Here is a 26,686-nt window from a genome sequence, read left to right on the forward strand (position 1 = left end):
ATATTTGCACAATGAAATCTATCACCAATTGGGATGCCATCCGCGATTTTCTGGAAGTGGCACGGACACAAAGAGCCAGCGCCGCCGCACATCGGCTGGGGGTGCGCCACAGCACCGTGACGCGCCGGATTCGCGGGCTGGAAAACGACCTCGGCCTTACCTTGTTCGAGAAGTCGCGTGCCAGCGGCTTTGCACTGACCGAAGAAGGTCTGAAATTCTTTGCCTATGCAGAGCAGGTTGAAAGCTCACTGCTGGCGGCCCAAGAGGCGCTGTCCGGCTCCGCTCAGGGGCTGAGCGGCCACCTGCGCATTGGCTCTACCGAGGGCTTTGGAAGCACCATCCTGACACCCCTGATGGTGGATTTTCAACGCCGGCATCCGGGCATGACGCTGGACATTCTGCCGGTTCCCCGGGACATCAGCCTGTCCAAGCGGGAGGCCGACATTGCGATTGCCCTGGAGCGCCCGCAGCGGGGGCCCTATTTATGCACCAAGCTGGCCGATTACACCCTACGGCTGTACGGCACCAGACAGTATCTCGACCAGCACCCCGCTATCCACCGCCCGCAAGATCTCGCCCGGCACCTGTTTATTGGATATGTGGATGAGTTGCTGTTCAGCGACCGCCTGCGCTATCTGGACGAACTGGTGCCAACCGCCAATGTGGTGTTTCGCAGCACCAGTGTCCTGGCACAGTATCAGGCCACCCTGGCAGGGCATGCCCTGGCAGTGCTGCCCTGCTTTCTGGCGGCCCGCGATACCGCGCTGATCCCGGTGCTGCCCGCAGATATTGTGGTCAATCGCAGTTTCTGGATGTACTGCCACGAAGATTTGCGCAAAACCCGGCGCGTCACGGCACTGTGGGAATACCTTAAACAAGCCCTTCAGCTGAATGCCGGCCTATTGCAGGGCGACAACCGGATCCTGCGCACGCCAGGGCCCTATGCCTCTGCACAAGCCAACCCGGACAGCCCTGCGCCTGCGCGACGCAAGGCCAGGCCGGGCACTGTCACGCCCGCGGTCGCACCCCCTGCCGTCGGGGCTTTGGGATCCGGATCCGACGCCATAACAGACCCAGCCCCAGAGACAGAAACAAAGCATGCACCAGCCAGACACCCAGCCAAAACGGTAGAACCCCATTGATAATCCAGCCGCGCGACAGGTTGATGAGATTCATGTAGAGCAAGGCCAGCAAGCCCGCCAAAAGGAGATCGCCGGAGCGCCCCAGCCGCGGGTTGACTGCCCCCAGCGGCAAGGCAATCAGGGCAAGGTTAAGCACCGCAATGGGTAGCGCCAGACGCCACATCAACTGCGACAATGCCTCGTTGTCGGGGCGCAGGAACAGATCAATCGTGGGCCGCGCCTTGATTTCCTGCAACGCTCTTTGTTTGGCTGCTTCCAGGGCACCCGGGTCTGTACGGCTTTCGATGCGCACCCCGTATTTATCGAAGTCCAGCAGCCGTAACTCGGGGGTTCCGGGCTTGAGATCGTAGCGATGGCCAGGCCCCAGTACAAGAAAGCGGTCGCCATTGGCTTCTGTGCGGATGGCAGCGCTGTCAGCGGTAACTATGCTGAGCCAATCGGGCTCGATGACGCGTGCCATCACCCGGCCCAGCTCATCGCCCGAGCGCGTGGGTGACTCGGCAAAAAACACACGCTTCCCGTCATCGGTTTCGATGAATTGACCGGCAGTAACCTTGGAAAGATCAGAGCGCTGCTCGAAGCGCTGACGGTACTCGGAAATCTGGCCATAGGCCCAGGGCGACGCAGACAGCGTGAGCGCAGCCACCACCAGGGCCACAGGCACTGCAAACCACATGATGGGGCGCAGCCAATCGGTAAGTGACAGGCCGCTGGCAAACCAGACCGGCATTTCGGATTCACGGTAGCTGCGCGTGACAGTGGTGAGCACCGCCACAAACAGGGCCACCGATAAAATCACGGGCAAGGCCGTAATACTGGAAAACGCAGCCAGCCCAAGCACGACATTGGCGCCGATATCGCCAGCGGCGGCATCACCCAGCAGCCGGACGATCAGCACACTGAGCCAGACCACCAGCAACGTGGAAAACACAATACCGGCATGGCTGGTAATCTCGGCAAAAACAGCGCGCTTGAACAATGTCATGGGAAAATGCGGAATAATGAGCCGTTGGATTGGGTGGGAAGCTTCACCCGACGCCGGATACACGCCGCTGGAGTAAAGGAAAAACGAATGGAATTTAGCACAAGCACCTCGACCTCCCTGCCCTCTGTAAAAACTCAGGCCCTGGCCGTTGGGGTATTTAAAGATGGCATTCTCAGCCCTGCTGCAGATATTCTTGATCAGGCCAGCAAAGGCGCCATCCGCTCGGTGGTGCAGTCCGAGTTTGATGCCAGCCCCGGCAGTGTCTTGTGCCTGCACGCGCCGGCAGGCATTGCCGCCAGCCGGGTCATTTTACTCGGACTCGGCGCCCAGGACACCCTGAATGCTGCCACCCTGCACCAGGCACACCTGGCATTTGCCCATTATTGCGTCAAGGCCAATGTCAGCACTGCCTTCTCTACGCTGTGCTCGCTTAAATGTCCCGATGCCAGCCCCACCACATTGGCACGCCTGTGTGCCAGTGCATTTTGCACGGCGGTGTATCGTTACGACGAAACCTTCAGCCACGCAAAGCCGGCCATCAAGCTCAGAAGCCTCACCCTGCACGTGGCCCGCAACCAGACCACCCATGCCAAAGAAGGCATGGCGCAGGGCGCAGCCATCGGATCCGGCATCAATCTGGCCCGCCTGCTGGGCGATCTGCCACCCAACGTCTGCACCCCCAGCTACCTGGGCCAAACCGCCCGCGATCTCGCCAAACAGTTCAAGACGCTCAAGGCGGAGGTCCTCGACCAGAAAAAAATCGAGGCCTTGAACATGGGCTCATTTTTGTCGGTGGCCCGCGGGTCTGCCCAGCCACCTGCTTTCATCGTATTGCGCCACACTCCCAGCCAGGCAGCCGCTCGCAAGGCGCCACCCATTGTGCTGGTTGGCAAAGGCATCACGTTTGATGCTGGGGGGATTTCCCTGAAGCCCGGCCCAGCCATGGACGAAATGAAATTCGACATGTGCGGGGCCGCCAGCGTACTGGGCACCCTGCGCGCGGTCGCCCAACTCGACCTCCCCCGCGAAGTCATCGGCGTCATCCCCAGCTGCGAAAACCTGCCCAGCGGCTCAGCTGTCAAACCGGGCGACATCATCACCAGCATGTCGGGCCAAACCATCGAGGTGCTGAACACCGACGCGGAAGGCCGCCTGATCCTCTGCGACGCGCTCACATATGCCGAGCGATTCAAGCCGGCAGCCGTCATCGATGTCGCTACCCTCACGGGTGCCTGCGTGATTGCGCTGGGCCATGTCAATAGTGGCCTGTTTACCCGGGATGACGCGCTGGCAGCCGATTTGCTGGCCGCGGGACGCCAGGCCCTCGACCCCGCCTGGCACCTGCCACTGGATGATGCCTACCAGGATCTGCTGAAATCCAATTTTGCCGATATGGCCAATATTGGCGGCCGGCCAGCAGGTTCCATCACAGCTGCCTGCTTTCTCTCGCGGTTTACCGGCAACTATCGTTGGGCGCACCTGGATATTGCCGGCACCGCCTGGCTGGAAGGCAAGCAAAAAGGAGCCACCGGGCGGCCAGTCTCTTTGCTCACCCACTATCTGCTGGGCCAGTGCCAGTGAGCCGTATTGATTTCGCTTACGGCGCGCAACATCGCTTGCGCGCCGCCTGTCGAACCGTTGCCCGCCATATGCAGGCAGGCCATTTGCTGCTGGTTTACTGTACCGATGCCAGGCGGCTGAAGCGCTTTGACGCCCTGCTCTGGAGCTTTGAGCCTGCCAGCTTTATTCCTCACACCCGGATTGACGACCCTCTCGCCCAAGAAGCCCGCGTGTGGCTGGTGCCGGATGCCCCAGCCCTGGCGGGCAGCTCCTCTACCGATTGGCTACTGAACCTGGATATCGACTGCCCTCCGGAGGCACACCGATTTACCCGTATCCTCGAAATTGTCTCAGGGCACGAAGCCGACATGCAGGCTGCCCGCCAGCGCTGGGCCAGCTACCGGGAGGCAGGCCATGATGTCCGGGGGCATCAGTTGCCCGCGCCTTGAGGTTCATAACTATTCAGGTTCAAAACTGAACTCTCTGCGTCTTTGACTGTCCAACCACCATCCGACCATCCCATGATGGTTCACCGTGCTGACCAAAGGCAAATTGCCGAACCCAAACGGCCACCGCTGAATGTTCAGCTTGTTGTAAGATTAGAGTATTGATGTGCTATAACATCAGTACGCTCTCACCCACAGGAACTTAAGATGTCCGACTTCCGCCACACACTACCTCGCACCGGCACGTACGATGTGTCGGCTACTGCACGCAACCGCGTGTTGCGTAACACTTATTGGCTTCTGGCCCTGTCACTGATCCCCACCGTGCTGGGCGCAGCATTTGGCCTGCAGTTTGGCATGGATCAAACCATGGCCGGCAACCCAGGCACCAGCACCATTGTGTTCCTGCTGGGTGCATTTGGCCTGATGTTCCTGATCGAACGTAATAAAAACTCATCTTTGGGCGTCGTGCTGCTGCTGGGCTTTACGTTCTTCATGGGCCTGATGCTCTCGCGTCTGCTGGGCCACGTCATGGGTCTGGCCAACGGTTCGCAGCTGATCATGCTGGCCTTTGGTGGCACCGCTGCCGTGTTTGGCGTGATGGCCACCGTAGCCTCAACCACCAAACGCGACTTCACGCACATGCAAAAGTTTTTGTTTGTGGGTGTGGTGCTGCTGCTGGTGGCGATGGTCGCCAATATGTTCCTGCAGATCCCCGCACTGATGCTCACCTTGTCGGTGCTGGCCATCGGTATCTTCTCGGCTTTCTTGCTGGTTGACCTCCAGCGCGTGGTGCAAGGCGGCGAAACCAATTATGTTACGGCCACGCTGGCGGTTTACCTTGATCTCTACAACATCTTCACCAACCTGCTGATGTTGCTGGGCATCTTTGGTGGCAACCGCGAATAAGCACTAATACCGCTGCAAGTCCATCAACACCTGGCGCGTACGCAGCGGGCTCTCCAGCAATTGATCCAGGCGTTCCCTCAGAGCCTGCCGCAAGGCAGGCTCTGTGTCTTGGTCGTCAAAGTCCGGTAAAGGCTGATCTACCCCATAACCGGCATGCTCCAGCAGCAACCACTCAAAACGGCGCAATACGGCAGCATGAGACCGTCCGGATCCAGTCAATGACAAGGCCGTGAGCGCTGCCTCGTAGGCGTCATATACGCCTGGATGCGGGTCCTCGCGGGCCAGCAGGCGCAGGATGAGTTCATTCAGATACCAGCCGGACATCATGCCCCTGCCATTGAGCAGGCGCACAGGGCCGGCTTCTGCCCTTATCAGAGTATGGATATCAGATGCCCCCGACCAGGACAGCATCAGGGGCTGAAAAGACACCAGCACCGGCCGTAGCGCCGAATACGGGCGTTTGGCCCCTTTGGCCACCACGGCCACACAGCCGTGATCGCGGGTAAAACATTGAGCAATCAGGGAAGTTTCGCGCCAGGGGCTGGCATGCAGGACGTAGCCTTGCGCATCCTGGATGCGCAGACTGCGTTTAGTCATAGCCTAGCTCTCGCAGGGTTGCCTCGCGTCCAGACCAGCCCTTGCGTACCTTGATGTAGACGTCCAGATGCACCTGCTTTTCGAGCAGATTAACCATGTCCTGGCGGGCCTCTGAGGCAATGCGTTTCATGTGCTGGCCGCCCGCACCCAGCAGAATCGGCCGGTGACCTTCGCGCTCGATAACGACGCAGGCGGCAATGCGGACACCTGTATCGTTTTCTTCCCATTGCTCGATAACGACGGTGCAACCGTAGGGAAGTTCGTCTCCCACCAGCCGGAAGATTTTTTCTCGAATGAGCTCTGCCGCCAGAAAGCGCACCGGCCGATCGGTGAAGGTATCGGCCTCAAAGAGATGCTCGGCCTCCGGCAGGTACTGTGCCAGCTCTCGCAACAGCACATCCAGCTGGACAGACTTCATGGCACTGACCGGCACCACAGCCGCATAAGGAAACGCTTGCGTCAGCTTGGTGACGTATGCAAACAAAGCATTTTTGTCCTTGAGGGTGTCGATTTTATTGACCACCAGGACAACCGGCCGCTGAGAAGGCAACAACGGCACAATGGCCGCATCACCCGCCGACCATTTTCCTGCCTCGACCACATGAACCACGACATCGACTTCGGCCAGCGCCTGGGTCACCACACGATTCATCATGCGGTTCATGGCGCCGCCATGACGGGTCTGAAAGCCAGGCGTATCCACAAACACAAATTGGTCGGCTTCTTGTGTAAGCACACCATGGATACGGTGCCGTGTGGTTTGCGCTTTGCGCGACACGATGGACAGCTTGGCACCAATCAGGGCGTTACTAAGGGTGGACTTGCCCACATTGGGCCGCCCCACCAGCGCCACAAAGCCGCAGCGTGAGGGCTGTATGGAAGGACTGCTCATTTTTTCTCCTGGGCCACTGCCACTGGCAGCGATAGCTGCGCGGGCTTGCGATGATGCTTGCGCGCACTTTTGTGAGCGGGTGCCAATGCCTGTATCTGGGCTATCACAAGGCTGGCGGCGGCTTGCTCGGCCGCGCGCCGGCTGCTGCCCGAGGCTTGCACGCGGATATCCAGCTGCGCGGCGGCACACATCACATCAAAGGTCTGATTATGTGCAGCACCCCGCGTGGAAACGACTTCGTAGTGTGGCAAATCCAGGCCGCGCCCCTGCATGATTTCTTGCAGCAAGGTTTTGGGATCTTTGCCAAAAGTGCGGACATCGATATGCGACAGCACCGGCCGGTACAGATGCTCGATGACGCGGCTGACTTCGGAATAGCCACCATCCAGGTACAGTGCGCCAAAGATGGCTTCGACGGCATCGGCCAGAATTGAGGGCCGCCGGAAACCGCCACTCTTGAGCTCACCCTCGCCCAGGCGCAAATAATTGGACAACGCCAGCCTTTGTGCAATCTCGGCCAAAGCCGACTGTTTGACCAGATTGGCTCGCACGCGGGACAAATCACCCTCGTCCATTTCGGCGTGCTCGGTAAACAAAAGGGTGGACACAACAAAATTAAGGATGGAATCACCCAGAAACTCGAGCCGCTCGTTGTGCGGCACACCATGACTGCGATGTGTCAGGGCTTGCTCGAGGAGCGCCTGGTCGCGGTAGCGATAATCCAGTGCTGTTTGCAGGGTATCTAGCGCAGTCATTACTGAAACCCGCCTATGCGGCTGGGTGAACTGAAGTTCATCCAGATAAAGAATGCCCGACCAACAATGTTCTGGTCCGGGACAAAGCCCCAATAGCGGCTGTCCAGGCTGTTGTCCCGATTGTCGCCCATCATGAAGTAATGCCCTGCGGGCACGGTACACCGCACGCCATCGCCTTGATAGTCGCAATTCTGGAAATCGGGAAACCGCGTAATGGGACCAAAATCTTGCGCAGCGTGGACATTAAGCAAAATATGATGGGATACCGGCCCAAGCTGTTCGCGATACTGCCCGACATAGACGGCGCGGTCGGGCTCGTAGTAATCACCAGCGCGTTCGCGCTGCACCACCTGACCATTTACCGACAAAGTTTTATTGCGATACTCGATGACGTCTCCGGGCTCGCCCACCACGCGTTTGATGTAATCCACCGAGGGATCAACCGGGTAGCGGAACACCACCACATCGCCACGATGCGGTGCACCAATCTCGATGACCTTCTTGTCGATCACCGGGAGACGGATCCCGTACTGAAATTTGTTTACCAGGATGAGGTCGCCGTTTTCAAGTGTCGGCAACATCGACCCGGAGGGAATCCGGAAGGGCTCAACTACAAATGACCGCAACACAAACACAAACAGAATGACCGGGAAAAAACTGACGCAGTACTCGACCCACCAAGGCGCCTGAAAGGCGCGGTCGTAGGCTTGCTGGCACTCGGATTTGAGCGCGGCGTCATCCAAACCTGCAGCGTTATGACTGCACGCCTGCATGGCCGCTTCGGCACGCGCACGCCGCCGCTTGCGCAGGCTGACGCGATCCCACAACCAGACCACCCCGGTGAGTACCAGGGCGCAGAACAACAACAGGGCAAAATCCCAGCTCATGCTAATCCTTATTTATCGTCCACCTGCAAGACAGCCAGGAAGGCCTCTTGAGGGATTTCTACATTACCCACCTGCTTCATGCGCTTTTTGCCGGCTTTTTGTTTTTCGAGCAGTTTCTTCTTGCGGGAGATATCACCGCCATAGCACTTGGCCAGCACATTTTTACGCAAGGCCTTGACGTTTTCGCGGGCCACGACCTCAGCGCCGATAGCCGCCTGAATGGCGATATCGAACATCTGGCGCGGGATCAGGCCGCGCATGCGCGTGACAACATCACGGCCGCGATGGCGGGCGTTGGCACGGTGCACAATCATCGACAATGCGTCTACACGGTCGCCATTGATCAGGAGATCAACCCGCACAACATCTGCCACCCGGTATTCCTTGAACTCGTAGTCCATTGACGCATACCCGCGCGAGACGGATTTCAGGCGGTCGAAGAAATCCAGCACGATTTCAGCCAGCGGGATCTCGTAGCTGAGGTGTACCTGCCGGCCGTGATAGCTCATGTTGAGCTGTATCCCGCGCTTGGCCGTACACAGTGACATCACCGGCCCCACGTACTCTTGAGGCATAAACAGCGTCACCGTCATGATGGGTTCACGAATTTCCTGAATATTGCCCACCTCAGGCATTCGCGCAGGGCTGTCCACCATCAGCAAGGTACCATCGCGATGCAGGACCTCATACACCACGGACGGCGCCGTGGTGATGATATCCATATCGAATTCTCGCTCAAGGCGCTCTTGCACGATATCCATATGCAGCAGGCCCAGAAACCCGCAGCGGAACCCAAACCCCAGCGCCTGTGAGACTTCGGGCTCGAACATCAGGGAGGAGTCGTTCAGCTTGAGTTTTTCGAGGGAGTCGCGCAGTTGATCGTATTCGCTGGATTCGATCGGGTAGACCCCTGCGAACACCTGGGGTTTGACCTCTTTGAAACCAGGCAGCGGCTTGGCCGCCGGCCTTTGTGCCAGCGTAACGGTATCGCCCACTTTGGCGTGCTCGAGCTCTTTGATGCCGGCAATGACGAAACCGACCTCGCCGGCAGACAGGGCATCACACGGCTGTGCCTTGGGCGTAAACACACCCAGTTGCTCGCACAGGTGGCTGGCGCCGGTTGCCATCAACAGCAATTTGTCTTTGGGTCGCAAAACACCATTGACGACCCTCACCAGCATCACCACACCCACGTAGTTGTCAAACCAGGAGTCGATGATCAGGGCCTGCAGGGGCGCATTCACATCCCCTTGGGGCGGTGGCACACGGGCCACGATGGCTTCGAGGATTTCGTCGATCCCCAGGCCCGTCTTGGCACTGGCCTGAATCGCATCGGTAGCATCAATGCCGATGACATCCTCGATCTCGGCCGCAGCGGCATCAGGATCTGCGGATGGGAGATCCATTTTATTGAGCACCGGCACCACCTCGACACCGAGCTCGATGGCGGTGTAGCAGTTGGCGACGGTTTGCGCTTCGACCCCTTGCGTGGAATCAACCACCAGCAAGGCGCCTTCACAGGCAGACAAAGACCGGCTGACCTCGTAGGAGAAGTCGACGTGCCCCGGGGTATCGATGAGATTAAGCGCATAGGTTTTGCCGTTGGCAGCGGTATAGCTCAAAGCAGCAGTTTGGGCCTTGATAGTGATACCGCGTTCGCGCTCGATGTCCATGGAGTCGAGCACCTGGGCCGCCATCTCGCGATCCTGCAACCCTCCGCAACGATGAATCAGGCGATCCGCCAGCGTGGATTTGCCGTGATCAATGTGCGCGATGATGGAAAAATTGCGGATGTGGTCCATAGACAGCAGGCAGGAGTTAAAAAATACTGAGGGGGCGTGGCAGACAGGCTGTCCAGCAAAAAAAGGGGGCGCCGCAAGGCGCCCCCTTCCGTTCGAGCTGTATTTTAGCTTTTTCCCGACACGCGGATCAGCGCAGCTTGACAATCACCCACTGGGATTGCTGATCGCGGCTGACCAGCAACACCACTGGATTGGATTTATCCAGCTCTTTGACGACTTTCTCGTATTGTGCCGGGCTGGTGATATCCGTGTTATTGACACGCAAGATGATATCACCCGGTTCGATACCAGACTCGGCAGCAGCACCTTCTGCCTGGGCAACCAGCACGCCCTGATCAGACTTGGCTTCAGCCGGCAGCGCCTTTACCACCAGGCCCAGACGATCACTACTGTCCTTGGCGGGCGCAGAAGGCTCGGAGGCCGTGGCCACTTTGGTATCGAGCTCGCCAACCTGGGTTTTGAGATCCAGGGATTTACCCTTGCGCCATACCTGGATGGTGGCATCGGTATCCGGCTTGGTCGCCCCCACCAGTCGGGGAAGATCCGTCATATGCTTGATCTCGTGTCCGTTGAAACTCGTGATCACGTCACCAGCATGCACGCCGGCCTTGGCGGCAGGGCCGTCAGGATCGACACTGCTGACCAACGCACCATGGGCAGTACCCAGGCCCAGCGCCTTGGCGACATCGTCCTGCACCTCGGTGATCTGCACCCCAATACGGCCTCGTGTGACCTTCCCATGTGCCTTGAGCTGATCCACCACGCGCATGACTTCATCGATTGGGATAGCCAGGGAGATACCCATGAAGCCACCACTGCGGGAAATGATCTGGGAGTTGATCCCTACCACCTGTCCTTGCAGATTGATCAGCGGACCGCCGGAGTTACCGGGGTTTACCGCAACGTCCGTCTGGATAAAGGGCAGATAATCGCCGGTATCACGGTTAATGGCACTGACGATACCTGCAGTGACAGTGGAATCCAGCCCAAAGGGCGAGCCAATGGCCAGTACCCACTGACCTTTCCTCAGCTTGTCAGAATCGCCGATGGTCAGTGGTTTGAGACCCGTGGCATCGACCTTGAGCAGGGCAATATCGGTACGAGCATCCGTGCCGATCACTTTGGCCTTGTATTCTTTGCCACTGGTCATGGTGACAAAAATGCCGTTGGAATTATCCACCACATGGTTGTTGGTGAGGATATAACCATCGCTGGACAGAATAAACCCGGACCCAATCCCGCGAGGCACTGTGCGCTCTTTGGGGCCAGGCTGCTGCGACTTGTCGTGCGGCTGTACCTGTGGGCCTTGGCCCTGGGGCCCTTGGGGGCCAAATCCGGGGGGCATGAAGTCGGGCCCAAAGAACCAGCGGAACAGATCGGATGGGTCGCCGCCAGGGCCAACGGGCGAACGGCGCACCGGAACAGCTTCGGTTGTGCGGATATTGACCACGGAGTTTTCGGTTTCTGCGACAACCTGTGTGAAATCAGGCAGTGCCGAAATAGTAGACGAGACGGCAGGTTCAGCCTGAACCGCGGCCATAGGCAGCGTGGTCAGCAACAGGGCGCCGGCGGCGACACCGGCAGCCATCCGCTTGACGCCAGCGACCTTGGGCAAATTAAAAACCATGAGAAATTCTCCTTGGAAGAATGTATTCAGTGAGCAGCCTGCGGGAGGTACTGTGCATTACGGGCGAATTCCCTCACAGTATCGGCGGGAGCTTCACCCACGGCAGTCAGCCAATAGGATGCCAAACGCATCCGGTAAATATTGACCGCCCCTTGATGCAGGTCTCCCTGTTGAATGTTTTGATCTCGTTTTGGGTCAAAGGTTTCAATAAATATTGAAATTGCGGCCAAGCCGTCTGAGACCACCAACTGATTCACCACATGATCGAGCCCAATTTGCCTGGAGAGCTCAGCCACCGGCTGGAAACCCGCAGGCAGCACAAAGCGCCAGCCCAGCGACTCCAGGCTGACTGGCTCACTGGACTCGGCGATCAAATGCCAGGATCGCGTATCCCAGTTGGAAGAAATGTCGTGCGGATCTACATCCTTGCCTATTTTCAGGCTGCTGAAGGACACTTGATCAACGAGATGGCCGGCGGCGTCCAGGGTCTGAAACCTGAGCAGCAAATGCGTTTTGTTGTCGGTGCAGATGCGATAGCTGTAGCGCAAGGCATCGCGGGCACGGATATCGGACACCTTGCAATCACGGCCAGCGATCCGATATGGCTTGCCTGAGGGCAGCCACTCGTAGTGCTGGCTGATCCCATCAGCGTCATTCAGCAGCAGCCCCGGGAAGTGCTCGCTGCGAACCGGATGACTGACGACCAGCTTGCTGCCCGGATGCAGGCATTGCTCGATACCGTTTTGACGCAGGCACTCGCGAGGTGAGCCATCCAGTGTTTCAAGGCGTTCGTGCTCGCCCGTGCCATCCATCAGGTGAACCAGACGGGATGACTGCAGGATCGACCCTTGCTGGTACACATACACACCGGAATAATCCTGAGAACGGGCCGCTTCTTGCACCTGCTGCAAAAACGACTGCAGATCCGGCCCTGGCTCGGCTGCCTGCGTCCCTGCAACCAGTGCCAGCCCGATCAGCAGCCCTTCACCCAACTGGGCGATTCTGCCAAAGCAGCCTCCTGCCCACATTAACGCGACCCCATGCCGTCGTAAGAAACCTGACGCACGGGGCCTGCTCCGGCCATTGCCTGATGCGCCGCCATGTAATCTGCCAAACCGGCATCCGCCGGCGGCACATCGGAGGCCTGTGCCAATACGGGTGCTGCGGGGGCTGGGTCTTGTCCGGACAACAGCGGTTGCGCTATCCAGACGACCGATGCCACCGCTGCTGCCACTGCCAGGCCGGACACCCCCACGCGCCAGGCGTGGCGCCGCCCCAGAGGCGCCGGAGCAACGATCAGGGGCTCGGCATCCAATGCCGCAGACACCCGCGCATAGAAGCGCTCGGAGGGCTGCAGGGCCAAATCCTGGCTGCGCATGACATCGCCAATGAGGTGATAGGTATCCCACACCTGACGGCCATAGGGGGTATCAAGATCTTCGGCACGGATGTCGGATTCGCCATCCACCCAGCTGGAAACTGAGGCTTCCCAATCTTGATCCTGGACGTGTTCGCGTTGATCATTATTCATGAGGGCTCCTTACCAGCGGCGTTCGGCATCCTGATCCATAACCGGCCGCAAACGGCTGGCAATCGCCTCGCGGGCCCGAAAAATACGCGAACGAACCGTGCCAATAGGGCACTGCATGGTGCTGGCGATATCTTCATAACTCATCCCTTCGATTTCCCGCAAAACAATGGCTGTGCGCAAATCATCCGGCAAGGCCTCGATTGCCTCGTTGACCGTTTGGGCAATCTGGCGACTGGCCATCAGCGATTCAGGGGTACTGTGATCACTTAGGCTGTCAATTTGCTCAAAAGTTTCACCGTCTTCGTTTTCGAGCACGGATACCGTAGATGGACGCCGGGCGCGCGAGGCCTGCCAGTTGCGGGCGGTATTGATCGCAATGCGGTACAGCCAGGTGTAGAACGCACTGTCACCGCGAAACTGGGGCAAGGCCCGGTAGGCCTTGATAAAGGCCTCCTGGGCAACGTCCTCGATCTCGGCGGGTTCGGCAATCATGCGCGAAAGCAGGCGCATGATCTTGCGCTGATACTTGATTACCAGCAAATCAAAGGCATGCCGGTCGCCGCGGCGAACGCGCTCGACCAGCGCGAGGTCGACCTCGCGCTCGCTCATGCCGGAGCCCTAATCAGAAGCGCCTCACGATCATTGATCCGTTGGTGCCGCCAAACCCGAACGAGTTGGACAGCGCCACATCGATCTTGAGATCGCGGGCTTGATTGGCGCAATAATCCAGGTCGCATTCGGGATCCTGGTTAAACAGGTTGATCGTGGGAGGTGAAATCTGGTTATACACAGCCAAGGTTGTGAATACCGCCTCGATACCGCCCGCAGCCCCCAGCAAATGGCCTGTCATGGATTTGGTGGAGTTGACGACCAGCTTGCGGGCATGATCGCCAAACGCCAGCTTGAGCGCTTCGGTTTCGTTTTTGTCACCCAGCGGTGTGGAGGTGCCATGCGCATTGACATAGCTGATCTCGTCGGCGTTTACGTGACTGTTGCGCAGCGCATGCAGGATCCCGCGTCGCGGACCGTCTTGGTCGGGGCTGGTGATGTGGTGGGCATCCGAGCTCATGCCAAAACCGAGAAACTCGCCATAAATGCGGGCGCCCCGTTTCTTGGCGTGCTCGAGTTCTTCGAGAACCACCACACCGGCGCCTTCACCCAGCACAAAACCGTCGCGGTCGCGGTCCCAGGGGCGAGAGGCCGTGGCGGGATCATCGTTGCGCGTGGACAAGGCACGCATGGCAGCAAAGCCACCCATGCCCAAAGGCGACACCGAGCTTTCGGCGCCTCCCGCCACCATCACGTCGGCATCGCCGTATTCGATCAGGCGGGCCGCATCACCGATGGAGTGCAAACCGGTTGTACAAGCCGAGACAACTGCGTAGCTGGGGCCTTTGAGGCCCAGCATGATCGATAGTTGCCCCGAAATGAGGTTGATCAGGGATGCCGGTACAAAAAATGGCGAGATACGCCGAGCACCACGCTGCAGGTATTCGATCTGGGTTTCTTCGATCCGTGGCAGACCACCGATCCCCGAGCCAATAATGGTGCCGATGCGATCGGCGTTTTCGTTATTGATCTCGAGGCCGGAATCACGCCAGGCCTGAATGCCAGCAGCCACGCCATAATGGATGAAGCTGTCCATTTGCTTGGCTTCTTTGACACCCATGTAATCGGTGACTTCAAAGCCTTTGACTTCGCCCGCAATCTGGCTGTTTAGTACGGAGGCGTCGAATCGGGTAACGCGCCCGATGCCGGAACGACCCTGGATAATGTTGTCCCAGGCAGTATCGACATCATTGCCCACCGGCGACACGATGCCCAACCCGGTGATGACGATTCGTCGTTTCACATACGGCTCCTGAAAAGAAAAAGCAGCTCATGGCAGATCATCAGGTCGGACATGCAGTCCCGCCTGCCCGATGATCACCCGTCACGAACTGCTTGTGGCCCTGACACCGCCTTTTGGCGTGCACAGGGTTTGAATAAGATTATTGCTTGCTATGCGAGGTGATGTAATCGACCGCCTGCTGCACCGTCGTGATTTTCTCGGCTTCCTCGTCGGGGATTTCGGTTTCGAATTCGTCTTCGAGGGCCATCACGAGCTCGACCATATCGAGCGAGTCGGCACCGAGGTCGTCAAGGAAGGAAGATTCGTTTTTGATCTCGGCTTCGTTGACGCCGAGCTGTTCAGCGACGATCTTCTTGACGCGCTGTTCGATGCTTTCCATGCATATCTCCAGTTAGGAAAAATCCCGCGAATTATAGCCAAACGAGGACAGCTGGGCTGCGGGGTAATAAAAAAATGACAGTTCGGGGCCAGAAAATGACTGCCTGGCCGGATTAAACACCGAGGCCTGCCTACTGAGTTTGAACGGATTTTACCTTAGACGGCGAGCATCCGTTCTTGTAACCCTACATGTACATACCACCATTGACGTGCAAGGTCGTGCCTGTTACGTAGCCAGCCTGAGGACTGACCAGATAGCCAACTGCATTGGCGACCTCGGCGGCGGACCCCAGCCTGCCCAGCGGAATTTGCTGCAAGATGGCGGCTGTTTGGGTTTCGTTAAGCGCACGAGTCATGTCGGTATCGATAAACCCGGGCGCAACGCAATTGACAGTAATGCCGCGGCTGCCAAGCTCTTGAGCCAGGGCCCGGGACATCCCGGCCACACCTGCTTTGGCTGCCGCGTAATTGGCTTGCCCCGGATTACCGCTATAGCCAACCACCGATGTGATATTGACGATACGGCCCCAACGGGCTTTCATCATGATTTTGGCAACGCCTCGCGACAAGCGAAACACAGCCGACAAATTGGTGTTCAGCACAGCCGCCCAATCTTCGTCCTTCATGCGCAAAATCAACCCATCTCGGGTGATGCCGGCGTTATTGACCAGAATATGGGGCCCGCCCTGAGCGGCAAGCTCGGCCAGCAAAGCGTCGCAAGCAGGGGCATCATCCACATTAAGCACCACACCCCGCCCACCCTGGGGGGCGAAGGCTTCGGTGATGGACTCTGCACCCGCAGGTGAAGTGGCGGTTCCGATGACTGTAGCGCCTGCATCTGCAAGCTCTTGGGCAATCGCGCGGCCAATGCCTCGCGATGCCCCGGTAACCAGGGCAATTTTGCCTTGCAAAGTAGCTTCGGACATATCAGCCTCCCAGAGACCCAAGCGTCTGTTTAAGCGACGCAGGATCGGTGATGTTGAAGGTGGTGAGATCGCGGTCGATGCGTTTGACCAGGCCCGCAAGCACCTTGCCGGGGCCGCATTCTACGATATGCGTAACACCAGCGTGTTTCATGGCCTGGATGGTTTCAACCCAGCGCACCGGATGCCATGCCTGACGCACCAGGGCGTCGCGAATGGCCTCGGGCGTGGTGGCCTGAGCCACATCGACATTATTGATGACAGGAATAGAGGGCGACTGCACCGCCACCCCGGCCAGTGTATCGGCCAGCACGGCCGCAGCGGGCTTGAGCAAGCGGGAATGAAACGGCGCAGACACAGCCAGCGTGACCGCACGCTTGGCACCTGCCGCACGGGCAAGCTCGCAGGCGCGCTCGACTGCTGCGGTATGGCCGGCAATGACCACTTGAGCAGGCGCATTGTAATTGACGGCCTCGACGATTTCGTCTCCGGAAGCCTGTTCGCAAGCCTTGCGCACGGCCTCGTCATCCAGGCCCAAAATGGCGGCCATGCCACCCTGGCCCACTGGCACCGCAGACTGCATGGCCTGGGCCCGCACACGTACGGTACGCACGGCATCCGCCAGCGACAGGGCTCCGGCAGCCACCAGGGCGGAGTATTCGCCAAGGCTGTGGCCAGCCACGACGGCCGGCACGATGCCACCCGCCTGCTGCCAGGCACGGTACATGGCCACGGAGCACAGCAACATGGCCGGCTGCGTGTTGGTGGTGAGATTGAGCGCGTCGGCCGGGCCCTGTGCAATCAGGGCGGTGAGGTTCTCATCCAGGGCCTGATTGCCTTGCTGCAGGGTTTCCTGAACACCCGCATCCTCTGACCAGGCATCCATCATGCCTACCGTTTGGGAGCCCTGCCCCGGAAATACAAATGCGATTTTCATGTGACTGATGCCTTACAGACGAACGAGGACAGAGCCCCAGGTAAAGCCACCACCAACCCCCTGCAACAGTACCAGCTGACCGGGCTTCATCCGGCCATCACGCCAGGCCACATCGAAGGCCAGCGGCACACTGGCTGCCGAGGTATTGGCATGGAGATCCAGCGTGACAATGAGTTTTTCTTCGGGCAGCCCAAGCTTGCGACTGATGAAGTTGAGAATCCGGATATTGGCCTGGTGCGGCACCATCCAGTCGATCTCGGAGAGATTGATACCGGCTTCATCACAGACTTCGTGGGCCGACCGAACCAGCGAGTTGACCGCCAGTTTGAACACCGCCTGACCATCCATGCGCAGGAAGGGATCTCCGGTAACTTTACCATCAGAGACATTGCCGGCGGCGCACAGAATATGCTGCTGACGGCCATCAGCGTTCAGCCGCGCCGCCAAGATACCTGGCTCATCGGCGGCGCTTAGCACCATGGCGCCCGCGCCATCCCCAAACAGCACGCAGGTGCGGCGATCAGACCAATCGAGGATGCTGGAAAAGACTTCGGCACCAATGATCAGCGCATGGCGCGCACGACCGGCACGCACCATTGCATCAGCCGTGGCCATTGCATAAACAAATCCGCTACAGACAGCTTGCACGTCGAAGGCAGCCGCACCACCCACGCCCAAATTGGCCTGCACCAGGCAGGCGGTACTGGGAAAAATAAAATCGGGAGTAGACGTGGCAACGATGATCAGATCGATATCGTCTGCTTGCAAACCCGCGTTTTCGAGGGCTGCACGTGCCGCATGTGTGGCGAGCTCGCTGGTTTTGGTGCCGGGCGCTGCGATATGACGCTGACGGATGCCCGTGCGTTCGACAATCCAGTCGTTGGAGGTTTCGACACCACGAGTGGCCAAATCGGCCGCCAAATCGTCATTGGTGACGACACGAGGGGGCAAATAGCCGCCCGTTCCGGTAATCCTGGCGTAAGGCATATTGATCCCGAAAAAGAGACTAGACTGCTGCAGGCGTATCGCCTACCGAAGGCGAAGGCATTCTGCTGCGCAAGGCATCAAGCCGCTGAATGGTGCCCTGAAGCAGACCATTAAGAACCGCATCACGGGCCCTTTGCAAGGCTTGACCATAAGCATACACATCGGCTGATCCGTGGCTTTTAATCACAATACCGCGCAGGCCCAGCAACGCTGCGCCATTGTAACGACGATTGTCGACCCGGGCACGGAAACGCCGCAGAACCGGCATCGCGATCCCGCCTGCCAGCATGGTTAATGGCGTACGACGAAACTCTTCACGCATCATGGTGCTGATCATCCTGGCCAGACCTTCGGCGGACTTGAGCACGACATTACCGACAAAACCATCACAGACCACGACATCGACGGTACCCTTGAAGATATCATCGCCCTCGACGTTGCCATAAAAATTAAGGCCACTGCCGCGCAGAAGATCGGCTGCCTGTTTGACAACTTCGTTGCCCTTGATGAGTTCTTCGCCGATGTTCAGCAGGCCAACCGAGGGCTGTGCCTGATGATCGACGGCGGACACCAGGGCAGACCCCATCAGGCCAAACTGCAGCAGGTGCTCTGCCGAGCAATCCACGTTGGCACCGAGATCCAGCACGGTGGTTGCTCCGCCCTTTTGATTGGGCAGCGCTGTGGCAATGGCCGGACGATCAATGCCATCCAGCGTTTTGAGGACATAACGGGAAATCGCCATCCAGGCACCCGTGTTGCCCGCGGACACCGCAGCATCTGCACGACCATCCTTGACTGCCTGTGCAGCCAGCCGCATGGAGGAATCTTTTTTGCGGCGCAAAGCCACCTCGACGGAGTCGTCCATGGTGACGACTTCGGAGGCATGCAGGATTTCGATTTGGCCCTCGCGCCCGACGCCCTCGCCCAGCAGGGGGCGAATACGAGCTTCGTCTCCTACAAGCAGGCAGCGGGTATCGGGAAACCTCTTGGCAAAAGCCAAGACGGCCGGTACGGTAACGGGCAAGCCGTGATCGCCGCCCATGCAATCGATGGCGACGGTAAGTGAATAATCAGGCATCAGCGCGATAGATCTTGGGCGCCGGGATTACTCGTCGTTCTTGGTTTTCAGAACCTTGCGGCCACGATACACACCATTGGGGCTGATGTGGTGACGCAAATGGGTTTCACCAGTGGTGGGCTCGATGGCCGTTGTGGGGCTGGTGAGGAAATCGTGCGAGCGATGCATACCGCGCTTGGACGAACTCTTTTTGTTTTGCTGGACAGCCATGATGACTCCTGTGTTCGGGATCGGTCATTTTAAAGTACGCACGAGCCCGCAAGTTGAACGAGATGTTAATGTTTCCTGAGCTGTTCCAGAACAGCGAAGGGTGAAGGCTTGGCCTGCACCGGTGTTGTCTCGGGCACTCCGGTTTGAGGGCAATCCTGATGCCGTGGCGCATATGGCAGCACCAGGATCAGTTCGTCCTCGAGGAGACCCAATACATCCAGATGCTGATCGGCCACCACGTATTCGGTGTCGGTGCCTTCGCCACTGGCTTCGAGCTCATCCATGGCATCAAGCTGTGCCTGATTACGCACCAGACCCACCGTATTATCCACTTGCAAGGCAAGCAAAAACGGCGACAGGCATCGCTGACACATCACCCTGACCTGCCCTTCTGCCTGGATATCAAGCCACAGCTGACCAGTTACCTGATCGCGGCGACCCGCCAAACGCCAGCGAATCTCGGTATCCTGCGGCACGGGCAAATCCTGGCAAAGACGTGTCAGTTTGGATGCCTGCAAAGTGCCTTGAAGCACCCGGCTGGCAAAAGCGAAATCCAAGGCATCAATAACCACGAATTCTGACTTCCAGGAAAACTCTAGATTCTACTTGGCATTTACCCGGCAAGTCAATTTGGACACTACAGTTACCCCGCCGACCAGCCCTTTGTTTAGCGGTACACTGCCCGGGCCTGCTCAACACACACCCACCATGACCCTGATTCTAGCTTCCAGCTCACCTTACCGGCGCGAGTTGCTGCAAAGACTGAAACTGCCCTTCCAGTGCGTCTCACCCGACGTTGACGAGCAAGTGCGTGCAGGTGAATCACCGCTGGCACTGGCGCAGCGCCTGGCCAAAGAGAAGGCAGCCCGGGTATTGCAAAGCTGGCCCGACGCACTGGTGATTGGATCAGACCAGGTTGCCTACTGCGACGGCCAGGCAGTTGGCAAACCCGGTACCCATCAGGCCGCACAGGCCCAGCTGCGCTGGTTCAGCAACCGTGAAGTACTGTTTCACACCGCTGTGTGCGTCATGGACGCCCGACGCATGCAACAGGATTTCGTCACGACCCAATGCGGGTTTTTGCCGCTCACTGACCAGCAGATCGAACACTATCTGCTGGCAGAGCAGCCCTACGATACTGCCGGCAGCGCAAAGGCGGAAGCACTGGGCATTGCATTGATGGCCTACATGCGCAGCGACGACCCTTCCGCACTGATCGGCTTGCCCCTGATCGCGGTGTGCCGCATGCTGCGTGAGTTTGGACTCGACCCTCTTGGCAACGGCTGAATATCAACCATGACAACATTGCACCTGATCCCGGTTGGCCTGGGCCATACCGCACCCGATACCTGGCTGCCCCGGGCAGCACAGGAAATCACCCGCCAGCTACGGTATTTCATCGCAGAAAACGCCAAGACGGCACGCGCCTTTCTGAAGCTGATCGACACCCCCCTGGCAATACAGGACATCCAGATTGAAACCCTCCGCGCCGGCACCACCGAGGCCGAGATCCGCGCCTGGCTAAAGCAGGTACCGGCCGGCCAGGATATCGGCCTGGTATCCGAGGCAGGCTGCCCCGCTGTGGCGGACCCTGGCGCACGGGTGGTCAAGCAGGCTCACCAGCACAATATACGGGTAGTGCCCTGGACGGGGCCTTCGTCAATCATGCTAGGACTGATGGCCAGTGGCCTGGAGGGCCAGCGATTTGCGTTTCATGGCTATGCCCCCGTAAAAGCACCCGAACGCGACGCACAGCTCAAGGCCTGGGAGTCGGCCTCACACAAGCAGCAGCAGACTCAAATCCTGATCGAAACACCGTACCGCAACGAAGTGATGTTTCAAGCTTTGCTAAACATCCTGCGCGACTCTACCCAGGTATGCGTGGCCAGCGCCCTCACGTGCCCGGACGAGTCCATCCAGACACACAGCGTGGCGCAATGGCGCAAGCAGCCCATCCCGGATTTCGACAAAAAACCCACGCTGTTTCTGTTTCTGGCCAGTTAAATCCGCACGCAGGACCTGACCCAGGCCTGCATCTCGGCCACCGAATGCACCAATGCGGTGGGCTGGGAGGTTTGCAGCAAAGAGGCCCGGTGCGCGCCATATGACACCGCCAGGCTGTCGATACCGGCGGCTTTGGCCATCAGGACATCATGCGTGGTATCGCCCACCATCAGCACGGCATCCTGGGCCAGATCCAGCTCTGCCAGCAACTGCTCGAGCATATCGGGATCTGGTTTGCCGCGCGCCTCATCCACAGTGCGCGTAGCCTGAAACACCCCTTGCAGACCAAGCGACTGGATCGACGTATCCAGCCCGCGGCGACTTTTGCCGGTGGCCACCCCCAGTACCACGCCATGGCCATGAAGCTCTTGCAGCAACTGTGCCTGGCCCTGAAAAAGGTGCAACTCGTGCATCAACCGCCGATAGTGCGTTTTATAGTGCTCGGCAAATGTATCTGCCTCACTGGCGGGAAGTTCGGGTGCCAGTTGGTACAAGGCCGCCTGCAACGACAAGCCAATCACCCAACCGGCCTCTTCAGGGCTGGGAACCTTGAGACCAAGATCCTGACATGCGCCGATCAGGGCACCCACAATATGGTGAGTGGAATCCAGCAAAGTGCCATCCCAATCGAAAATAACCGCCTGGTAAGGCGCTCTGGAAGCGTTCATGAGTAATTTTTGTCGAGAGAATCCAGCACCGCCTGACAGGCAGGTGGAAGGGGTGATTCGATAACCAGAGGTACACCGGTCACAGGATGCGGGATCTCGAGGCGATGGGCATGCAAAAACATGCGGCGAAACCCCTGTGCGGCCAAAGCCGCCCGCACGGCATCCGGCCCGTATTTCTCGTCGCCCGCGATCGGATGGCCTTGCGAAGCCAGATGCACCCGGATCTGATGGGTGCGTCCGGTACGGAGCTCGGCACCCAGCAAAGACCATGCCCCGCCATATCGGCGCTTGAGGGTAATGATTGTGTGCGACGGCTTGCCCAGGGCATCCACCCTCACCCGACGCTCACCGCCGGGCGTGAGGTACTTGAGCAAGGGCAGACGGATATGCTGGCGGTCGTTGACCCAGTCGCCCACCACCAGAGCCAGGTAATGCTTGCGGCCCTCGCTTTGGCGCATCATCTCGTGCAACGCCACCAAAGCTTTGCGTGAGCGCGCCACCATCAACACGCCGGAGGTCTCACGATCCAGCCGGTGTGCAAGCTCGAGCATGCGATCTTCGGGGCGACCGGCGCGCAGCTGCTCGATTATGCCAAACGATATTCCGCTGCCGCCATGAACGGCTACTCCGGCCGGTTTGTCGATCACCAGCAGATGTTCGTCCTCGTAGAGCACGGGAAACACGGCCGGAGGGGCCGCAGGCCGAGCCAGGGGATCAGGGCGCCGGATAGGCGGGATACGCACCAGATCGCCGAGTTCCAGACGCGTGTCTGCGCGGCATCGGCCCTTGTTGACGCGTACCTGACCATCGCGAATGGCTTTATACAGATGGCTTTTAGGAACACCCTTGTTAAGCCGCAGCAAAAAATTATCGAGACGCTGCCCTGCAGATTGCTCGTCAACCACTACCTGGCGTACGGCTGGCAAGCGGCTGGACGACATATCTATTTTGCGCATAGGGAAAAGCAGCATATAATCACGACAGCCTAAAGAGGCCGAAAACCGCCCGACGTAGAGACGCAATGGATGCGCTCCGCCTGGCAGCAGGGATTTTATTGTACTGCCTTGATTTCGGTCTCCGGGTGCTTGGTCGCCGGTTCCGTCCTGGCTTTTGGCTCGCTGCATGTGCAAGCCCCAAAGCCGATCAACAACCGCGTGCGACGCTGTAGATTTCTGCTCGCTCTTCCGCACCGGATGCCCTATTTCTGGCATCCGCCGTTCCCAGCAACTTTTTGTCAACCACGACTGTGCCCCTGACCTCCCTGCTGAAAGAACTTTGCACCTATCGGTGCGCCGTGCCCCCCGATCCGGAGACTGGCGCGGCCTGAATTCGCCCGCAGCCACCTCCACCGCAGACTGCCGCGTTGCATACCGAGTACCCGTGGTCGTGCGCCAAATTTGGCGCGCCCTGACAACGGAGAAACCCACTCATGAAACGCATGTTGTTCAATGCGACGCACCAAGAAGAACTACGCGTCGCCATTGTCGATGGTCAGAAACTAATCGATCTAGACATTGAAACTGCCGGCCGCGAACAGCGCAAAGGCAATATTTACAAAGGGGTCATTACCCGCATCGAACCCGGCCTCGAAGCCTGCTTCGTAAACTACGGCGAAGAGCGCCACGGCTTTCTGCCGTTCAAGGAAGTCGCTCGCGCCTATTTCAAGGAAGGCACCGATGTACGCAATGCGCGCATCCAGGATGCCCTCACCGAAGGCCAGGAACTCATCATTCAGGTCGAGAAAGAAGAACGCGGCAACAAGGGTGCCGCGCTCACCACATTCATTTCTCTGGCCGGCCGCTATCTGGTATTGATGCCCAACAATCCCCGTGGGGGTGGCGTGTCCCGACGCGTCGAGGGCGAAGATCGCCAAGAGCTCCGTGACACCATGGACCAGCTCGAGATCCCCTCGGGCATGAGCATGATTGCCCGCACGGCCGGCATCGGCCGCAGCGTCGAAGAGCTGCAATGGGACCTCAATTACCTCCTGCAACTCTGGACAGCCATCGACGGTGCCGCGCGCGAAAACAAGGCGCCTATCCTCATCTATCTTGAATCCAGCCTGGTCATCCGGGCCATCCGCGATTATTTTTCGCCCGAAATCGGCGAAATCCTGATCGATACGGACGATATCCACGATCAGGCCACGGCATTCATGAGCGTGGTCATGCCCGACAACGTCAATCGCGTCAAACGCTACCACGACGATGTCCCATTGTTCTCCCGCTTCCAGATCGAACACCAGATCGAAACCGCCTACTCCCGCACGGTGACACTGCCCTCGGGTGGCGCTATCGTGATCGATCACACCGAAGCGCTGGTGGCTGTCGATGTCAACTCCGCACGCTCGACACGCGGCTCAGACATCGAAGAAACTGCGCTGCGCACCAACGTTGAAGCCGCTGACGAAGTAGCCCGCCAATTGCGCCTGCGCGACCTCGGCGGACTCATCGTGATCGATTTCATCGACATGGAAGAAAACAAGAACCAACGCGCCGTCGAGCAACGACTGCGCGATGCCCTGCATTTCGATCGGGCACGGGTTCAGATGGGCAAGATCTCGCGCTTTGGCCTGATGGAGCTTTCCCGCCAGCGCCTGCGCCCTGCCCTCAACGAGGGTTCGCACGTCACCTGCCCGCGGTGTACCGGTACCGGCGTCATTCGGGATGCCGAATCCAGCGCACTGCACGTACTGCGACTATTGCAAGAAGAAGCCATGAAAGAAGGCACCGCAGCGCTGCACGCGCAGGTGCCTGTTGATGTGGCCACCTTCCTGCTCAACGAGAAGCGTCACGACATCAGCCAGATCGAATCCCGGCTTAAGGTCAACCTGGTGCTGATTCCAAACAAGTCGCTCGAAACACCGCACCACCACATCGAGCGTCTGCGCCACGACGACCCGCGTCTGGACGAAACCAAAACCAGCTTCCAGCTCGTCCAAGAGCCTGAAGAACAGCTGGTGTGGCAGGCCAACAAGGCACAAGAGGCCAAATCCCGCCCGGAAGCCCTGGTCAAAGGCATCCAGCCGGCAGAACCCGCACCGCTTCACATCGAAAAGCCTGCCAAGGTACAGGCACCCACTGCCGCTGCGGTCAACACTGCAGTCTCAGGGGGCGGCCTGCTCAAGCGTATCGTGTCCTGGTTTACAGGCAGCACCTCAGCAGCAGAAACCGCTGCTCCGCTTGCCGCGCCACAAGAGGACGACAAGCCCCGCCGCAGCAATGGCGGACGTCATGGTCGACGCGGCGAAGGCCGCACCGACAGCCGCAGCAATCACCGCGGCGAGCGCCAGCACCGCAGCGATAAACCTGACACCGAGCGCAAAGAGCGCACCATTGCCGAAGGGCGATCTCCCCAGCGCCGCGAACGCACCCAGGAAGAGCGCATCGCCAAGGTTGCGTCCGATACACCGGAAGCCAGCCAGGACACCACCGAACCTCGTCGCAGCCGCAACCGTCGGGGTCGCGGACGCAGCCGTACCGAAACCGCTGCAGAAGCCAGTATGGCCGAAACCGTGACAACAACAAGCGCTGTGGTGGCAGAGCAAGCAGTCGTCGATACACCGATGCCTGAGGCAGCTTCTGAAACCTTCGCTCCGGTTACAGAAACCGAATCCCTGCTCGCCGAGGCCGCTTCTCCGGTTGCCGGCCCCGCTGTGGACATCGAGGGTGACACCGAGATCGAAACGTCAGATCCAGAGCGTAAACGCCGCCGCCGTCGTGGACGTCGGGGTCGCCGCACCGCCGGTGACAGCACTGAAATCGCTGCAACCACCGAAGCCATCGAGGCCTCTGATGCAGTATCGTTGCAGACACACGAAACCCCGCGCTTTGATCCCGAGGCACTGGATGCCGAGTCTCAAGCGCAGGAAAACGAGCAAGCTTCCGAGTTCCAGGTAGCGACCGTCGACGCGTCAGCCCAGGCCAGCAGCCAGCCGCTTGACACAGCGACACCGGCAAGCACCTCTTTCGAGTCTGATGCACAACAGGCGCAAGCGCCGGTATCCGAGGGTCAGCCCGAGGATGTCACGCCAGCCAGTACCCCTGCGGTAAGTGCTACTGCCGTCGAGGCACCTGTCGAGACCACGCCCTTGGTGGCCGAAGTCGTCGAAACAGTTGCCGAGGCAAGCACTGAAACCGAGGCAGCTACCGAAGTTACACCCGTGGCCACAACGCAGTCATCCGGCAACGAGGTATCGCCTCCTCAAACTGCGGCCGCCACAGCTTCGCAAGCGATTGTGCTGCCTACCACCATCAGCGCATCTCTCGAGGCTGCCGGCATGCAGCTCATCGAGACCCGTGCAGAAGCAGTCTCTTCGGCACCCGCGGCAGCCTCGAAACCGGTCGGCCGTCCTCGCAAATCGGTACACAAGGTGCAGGATGAACCCCTGCAGCAGGTAGAAACCTCGCACTAAACCTTGGATAAAAATCCCCGGGATCCTGTTAAAAGGATCCCGGGGATTTTTTATGGGCAAATCAGCCGAAGGGGGCACGGAGCCCCTGCGGCGCTGGACGGC

26 protein-coding genes and 1 pseudogene are annotated in these 26,686 nt (G+C 59.0%); 7 read left to right on the forward strand and 20 right to left on the reverse strand.

Annotated features, from left to right (window positions below; genetic code table 11):
* Window positions 1–20: 20 nt before the first annotated feature.
* Window positions 21–929, forward strand: a pseudogene (locus ABS758_RS05885) (LysR family transcriptional regulator); the annotation flags it as partial.
* Window positions 930–1,008: 79 nt separating this feature from the next.
* Here the strand turns inward: ABS758_RS05885 and lptF are convergent.
* Window positions 1,009–2,127 carry an LPS export ABC transporter permease LptF gene (lptF, locus tag ABS758_RS05890; protein ID WP_350381992.1) on the reverse strand — a complete coding sequence of 373 codons (1,119 nt, stop codon included), beginning with the start codon at window positions 2,125–2,127 and terminating at the stop codon, window positions 1,009–1,011.
* An 87-nt stretch (window positions 2,128–2,214) separates the two neighbouring features.
* Between lptF and ABS758_RS05895 the strand changes: the two genes are divergently transcribed.
* The 3 genes from ABS758_RS05895 (at window position 2,215) to ABS758_RS05905 (ending at window position 5,042) form a co-directional block, all read left to right on the forward strand.
* A complete protein-coding gene (locus ABS758_RS05895) occupies window positions 2,215–3,708 on the forward strand; it encodes a leucyl aminopeptidase (protein ID WP_350381991.1) in 1,494 nt (497 codons plus the stop codon).
* Window positions 3,705–4,136, forward strand: coding sequence for a DNA polymerase III subunit chi (locus ABS758_RS05900; RefSeq protein WP_350381989.1), 432 nt, complete (start codon window positions 3,705–3,707; stop codon window positions 4,134–4,136). Before ABS758_RS05895 ends, ABS758_RS05900 begins: the two co-directional genes overlap by 4 nt.
* Window positions 4,137–4,340: 204 nt before the next feature.
* A complete protein-coding gene (locus ABS758_RS05905; RefSeq protein WP_350381987.1) occupies window positions 4,341–5,042 on the forward strand; it encodes a Bax inhibitor-1/YccA family protein in 702 nt (233 codons plus the stop codon).
* 3 nt (window positions 5,043–5,045) lie between these two features.
* Here ABS758_RS05905 and recO read toward each other — a convergent pair whose 3' ends face one another.
* From recO to ABS758_RS05990, 17 genes are all read right to left on the reverse strand, one after another.
* On the reverse strand, window positions 5,046–5,639 hold the full coding sequence (gene recO, locus ABS758_RS05910; protein WP_350381985.1) for a DNA repair protein RecO: 594 nt from the start codon (window positions 5,637–5,639) through the stop codon (window positions 5,046–5,048).
* Window positions 5,632–6,531 (reverse strand): GTPase Era, encoded by a 900-nt coding sequence (gene era / locus ABS758_RS05915; protein WP_350381983.1) that lies wholly within the window; start codon window positions 6,529–6,531, stop codon window positions 5,632–5,634. Before era ends, recO begins: the two co-directional genes overlap by 8 nt.
* Complete coding sequence (rnc, locus tag ABS758_RS05920) at window positions 6,528–7,286, reverse strand: ribonuclease III (protein WP_350381982.1); 759 nt, start codon at window positions 7,284–7,286, stop codon at window positions 6,528–6,530. Before rnc ends, era begins: the two co-directional genes overlap by 4 nt.
* Window positions 7,286–8,173 carry a signal peptidase I gene (gene lepB, locus ABS758_RS05925; RefSeq protein ID WP_350381980.1) on the reverse strand — a complete coding sequence of 296 codons (888 nt, stop codon included), beginning with the start codon at window positions 8,171–8,173 and terminating at the stop codon, window positions 7,286–7,288. The genes rnc and lepB overlap by 1 nt, the downstream gene beginning before the upstream one ends.
* 8 nt (window positions 8,174–8,181) lie before the next feature.
* Window positions 8,182–9,975, reverse strand: coding sequence for a translation elongation factor 4 (lepA, locus tag ABS758_RS05930; protein WP_350381979.1), 1,794 nt, complete (start codon window positions 9,973–9,975; stop codon window positions 8,182–8,184).
* A 127-nt stretch (window positions 9,976–10,102) separates the two neighbouring features.
* Window positions 10,103–11,602: a DegQ family serine endoprotease gene (locus ABS758_RS05935; protein WP_417252326.1), complete on the reverse strand. Its 1,500-nt coding sequence runs from the start codon at window positions 11,600–11,602 to the stop codon at window positions 10,103–10,105.
* 26 nt (window positions 11,603–11,628) lie between these two features.
* The gene (locus tag ABS758_RS05940) at window positions 11,629–12,630 is read right to left on the reverse strand and encodes a MucB/RseB C-terminal domain-containing protein (protein ID WP_350381978.1); all 1,002 of its coding nucleotides are present in this window, start codon (window positions 12,628–12,630) and stop codon (window positions 11,629–11,631) included.
* The gene (locus tag ABS758_RS05945) at window positions 12,630–13,133 is read right to left on the reverse strand and encodes a sigma-E factor negative regulatory protein (protein WP_350381977.1); all 504 of its coding nucleotides are present in this window, start codon (window positions 13,131–13,133) and stop codon (window positions 12,630–12,632) included. Before ABS758_RS05945 ends, ABS758_RS05940 begins: the two co-directional genes overlap by 1 nt.
* A 9-nt stretch (window positions 13,134–13,142) precedes the next feature.
* Window positions 13,143–13,742: an RNA polymerase sigma factor RpoE gene (rpoE, locus tag ABS758_RS05950; RefSeq protein WP_350381975.1), complete on the reverse strand. Its 600-nt coding sequence runs from the start codon at window positions 13,740–13,742 to the stop codon at window positions 13,143–13,145.
* Between the two features lie 13 nt (window positions 13,743–13,755).
* Window positions 13,756–14,985 carry a beta-ketoacyl-ACP synthase II gene (gene fabF / locus ABS758_RS05955; protein WP_350381973.1) on the reverse strand — a complete coding sequence of 410 codons (1,230 nt, stop codon included), beginning with the start codon at window positions 14,983–14,985 and terminating at the stop codon, window positions 13,756–13,758.
* A 139-nt stretch (window positions 14,986–15,124) separates the two neighbouring features.
* Entirely contained in the window at window positions 15,125–15,364 is a 240-nt protein-coding gene (gene acpP, locus ABS758_RS05960) for an acyl carrier protein (RefSeq protein ID WP_043680887.1), read from the reverse strand.
* Window positions 15,365–15,548: 184 nt separating this feature from the next.
* The gene (gene fabG, locus ABS758_RS05965) at window positions 15,549–16,289 is read right to left on the reverse strand and encodes a 3-oxoacyl-ACP reductase FabG (protein ID WP_350381972.1); all 741 of its coding nucleotides are present in this window, start codon (window positions 16,287–16,289) and stop codon (window positions 15,549–15,551) included.
* Window position 16,290: 1 nt separating this feature from the next.
* Window positions 16,291–17,223 (reverse strand): ACP S-malonyltransferase, encoded by a 933-nt coding sequence (fabD, locus tag ABS758_RS05970; RefSeq protein WP_350381970.1) that lies wholly within the window; start codon window positions 17,221–17,223, stop codon window positions 16,291–16,293.
* A 12-nt stretch (window positions 17,224–17,235) separates the two neighbouring features.
* Window positions 17,236–18,210, reverse strand: coding sequence for a beta-ketoacyl-ACP synthase III (locus ABS758_RS05975; RefSeq protein ID WP_350381969.1), 975 nt, complete (start codon window positions 18,208–18,210; stop codon window positions 17,236–17,238).
* A 19-nt stretch (window positions 18,211–18,229) separates the two neighbouring features.
* Window positions 18,230–19,288 carry a phosphate acyltransferase PlsX gene (plsX, locus tag ABS758_RS05980; RefSeq protein ID WP_350381967.1) on the reverse strand — a complete coding sequence of 353 codons (1,059 nt, stop codon included), beginning with the start codon at window positions 19,286–19,288 and terminating at the stop codon, window positions 18,230–18,232.
* Window positions 19,289–19,315: 27 nt separating this feature from the next.
* Window positions 19,316–19,498, reverse strand: a complete 183-nt coding sequence (gene rpmF, locus ABS758_RS05985) for a 50S ribosomal protein L32 (protein ID WP_350381965.1) — start codon at window positions 19,496–19,498, stop codon at window positions 19,316–19,318.
* A 65-nt stretch (window positions 19,499–19,563) separates the two neighbouring features.
* Window positions 19,564–20,055, reverse strand: a complete 492-nt coding sequence (locus ABS758_RS05990) for a YceD family protein (RefSeq protein WP_350381964.1) — start codon at window positions 20,053–20,055, stop codon at window positions 19,564–19,566.
* A 151-nt stretch (window positions 20,056–20,206) separates the two neighbouring features.
* On the opposite strand from ABS758_RS05990, the gene ABS758_RS05995 reads away from it, so the two are divergent.
* Window positions 20,207–20,785: a Maf family nucleotide pyrophosphatase gene (locus ABS758_RS05995; RefSeq protein ID WP_350381963.1), complete on the forward strand. Its 579-nt coding sequence runs from the start codon at window positions 20,207–20,209 to the stop codon at window positions 20,783–20,785.
* A gap of 9 nt (window positions 20,786–20,794) precedes the next feature.
* Window positions 20,795–21,502: an SAM-dependent methyltransferase gene (locus ABS758_RS06000; protein WP_350381961.1), complete on the forward strand. Its 708-nt coding sequence runs from the start codon at window positions 20,795–20,797 to the stop codon at window positions 21,500–21,502.
* Here ABS758_RS06000 and ABS758_RS06005 read toward each other — a convergent pair.
* Window positions 21,499–22,170 (reverse strand): HAD family hydrolase, encoded by a 672-nt coding sequence (locus ABS758_RS06005; RefSeq protein ID WP_350381960.1) that lies wholly within the window; start codon window positions 22,168–22,170, stop codon window positions 21,499–21,501. The two genes, ABS758_RS06000 and ABS758_RS06005, sit on opposite strands and share 4 nt — an antisense overlap.
* Window positions 22,167–23,126, reverse strand: coding sequence for an RluA family pseudouridine synthase (locus ABS758_RS06010; RefSeq protein ID WP_350389059.1), 960 nt, complete (start codon window positions 23,124–23,126; stop codon window positions 22,167–22,169). The genes ABS758_RS06005 and ABS758_RS06010 overlap by 4 nt, the downstream gene beginning before the upstream one ends.
* 473 nt (window positions 23,127–23,599) lie before the next feature.
* On the opposite strand from ABS758_RS06010, the gene ABS758_RS06015 reads away from it, so the two are divergent.
* Window positions 23,600–26,584: an Rne/Rng family ribonuclease gene (locus ABS758_RS06015; protein WP_350381956.1), complete on the forward strand. Its 2,985-nt coding sequence runs from the start codon at window positions 23,600–23,602 to the stop codon at window positions 26,582–26,584.
* Window positions 26,585–26,686 lie beyond the last annotated feature (102 nt).

The sequence above is a fragment of the Castellaniella sp. FW104-7C03 genome, assembly GCF_040276085.1.
GTDB lineage: Bacteria > Pseudomonadota > Gammaproteobacteria > Burkholderiales > Burkholderiaceae_B > Castellaniella.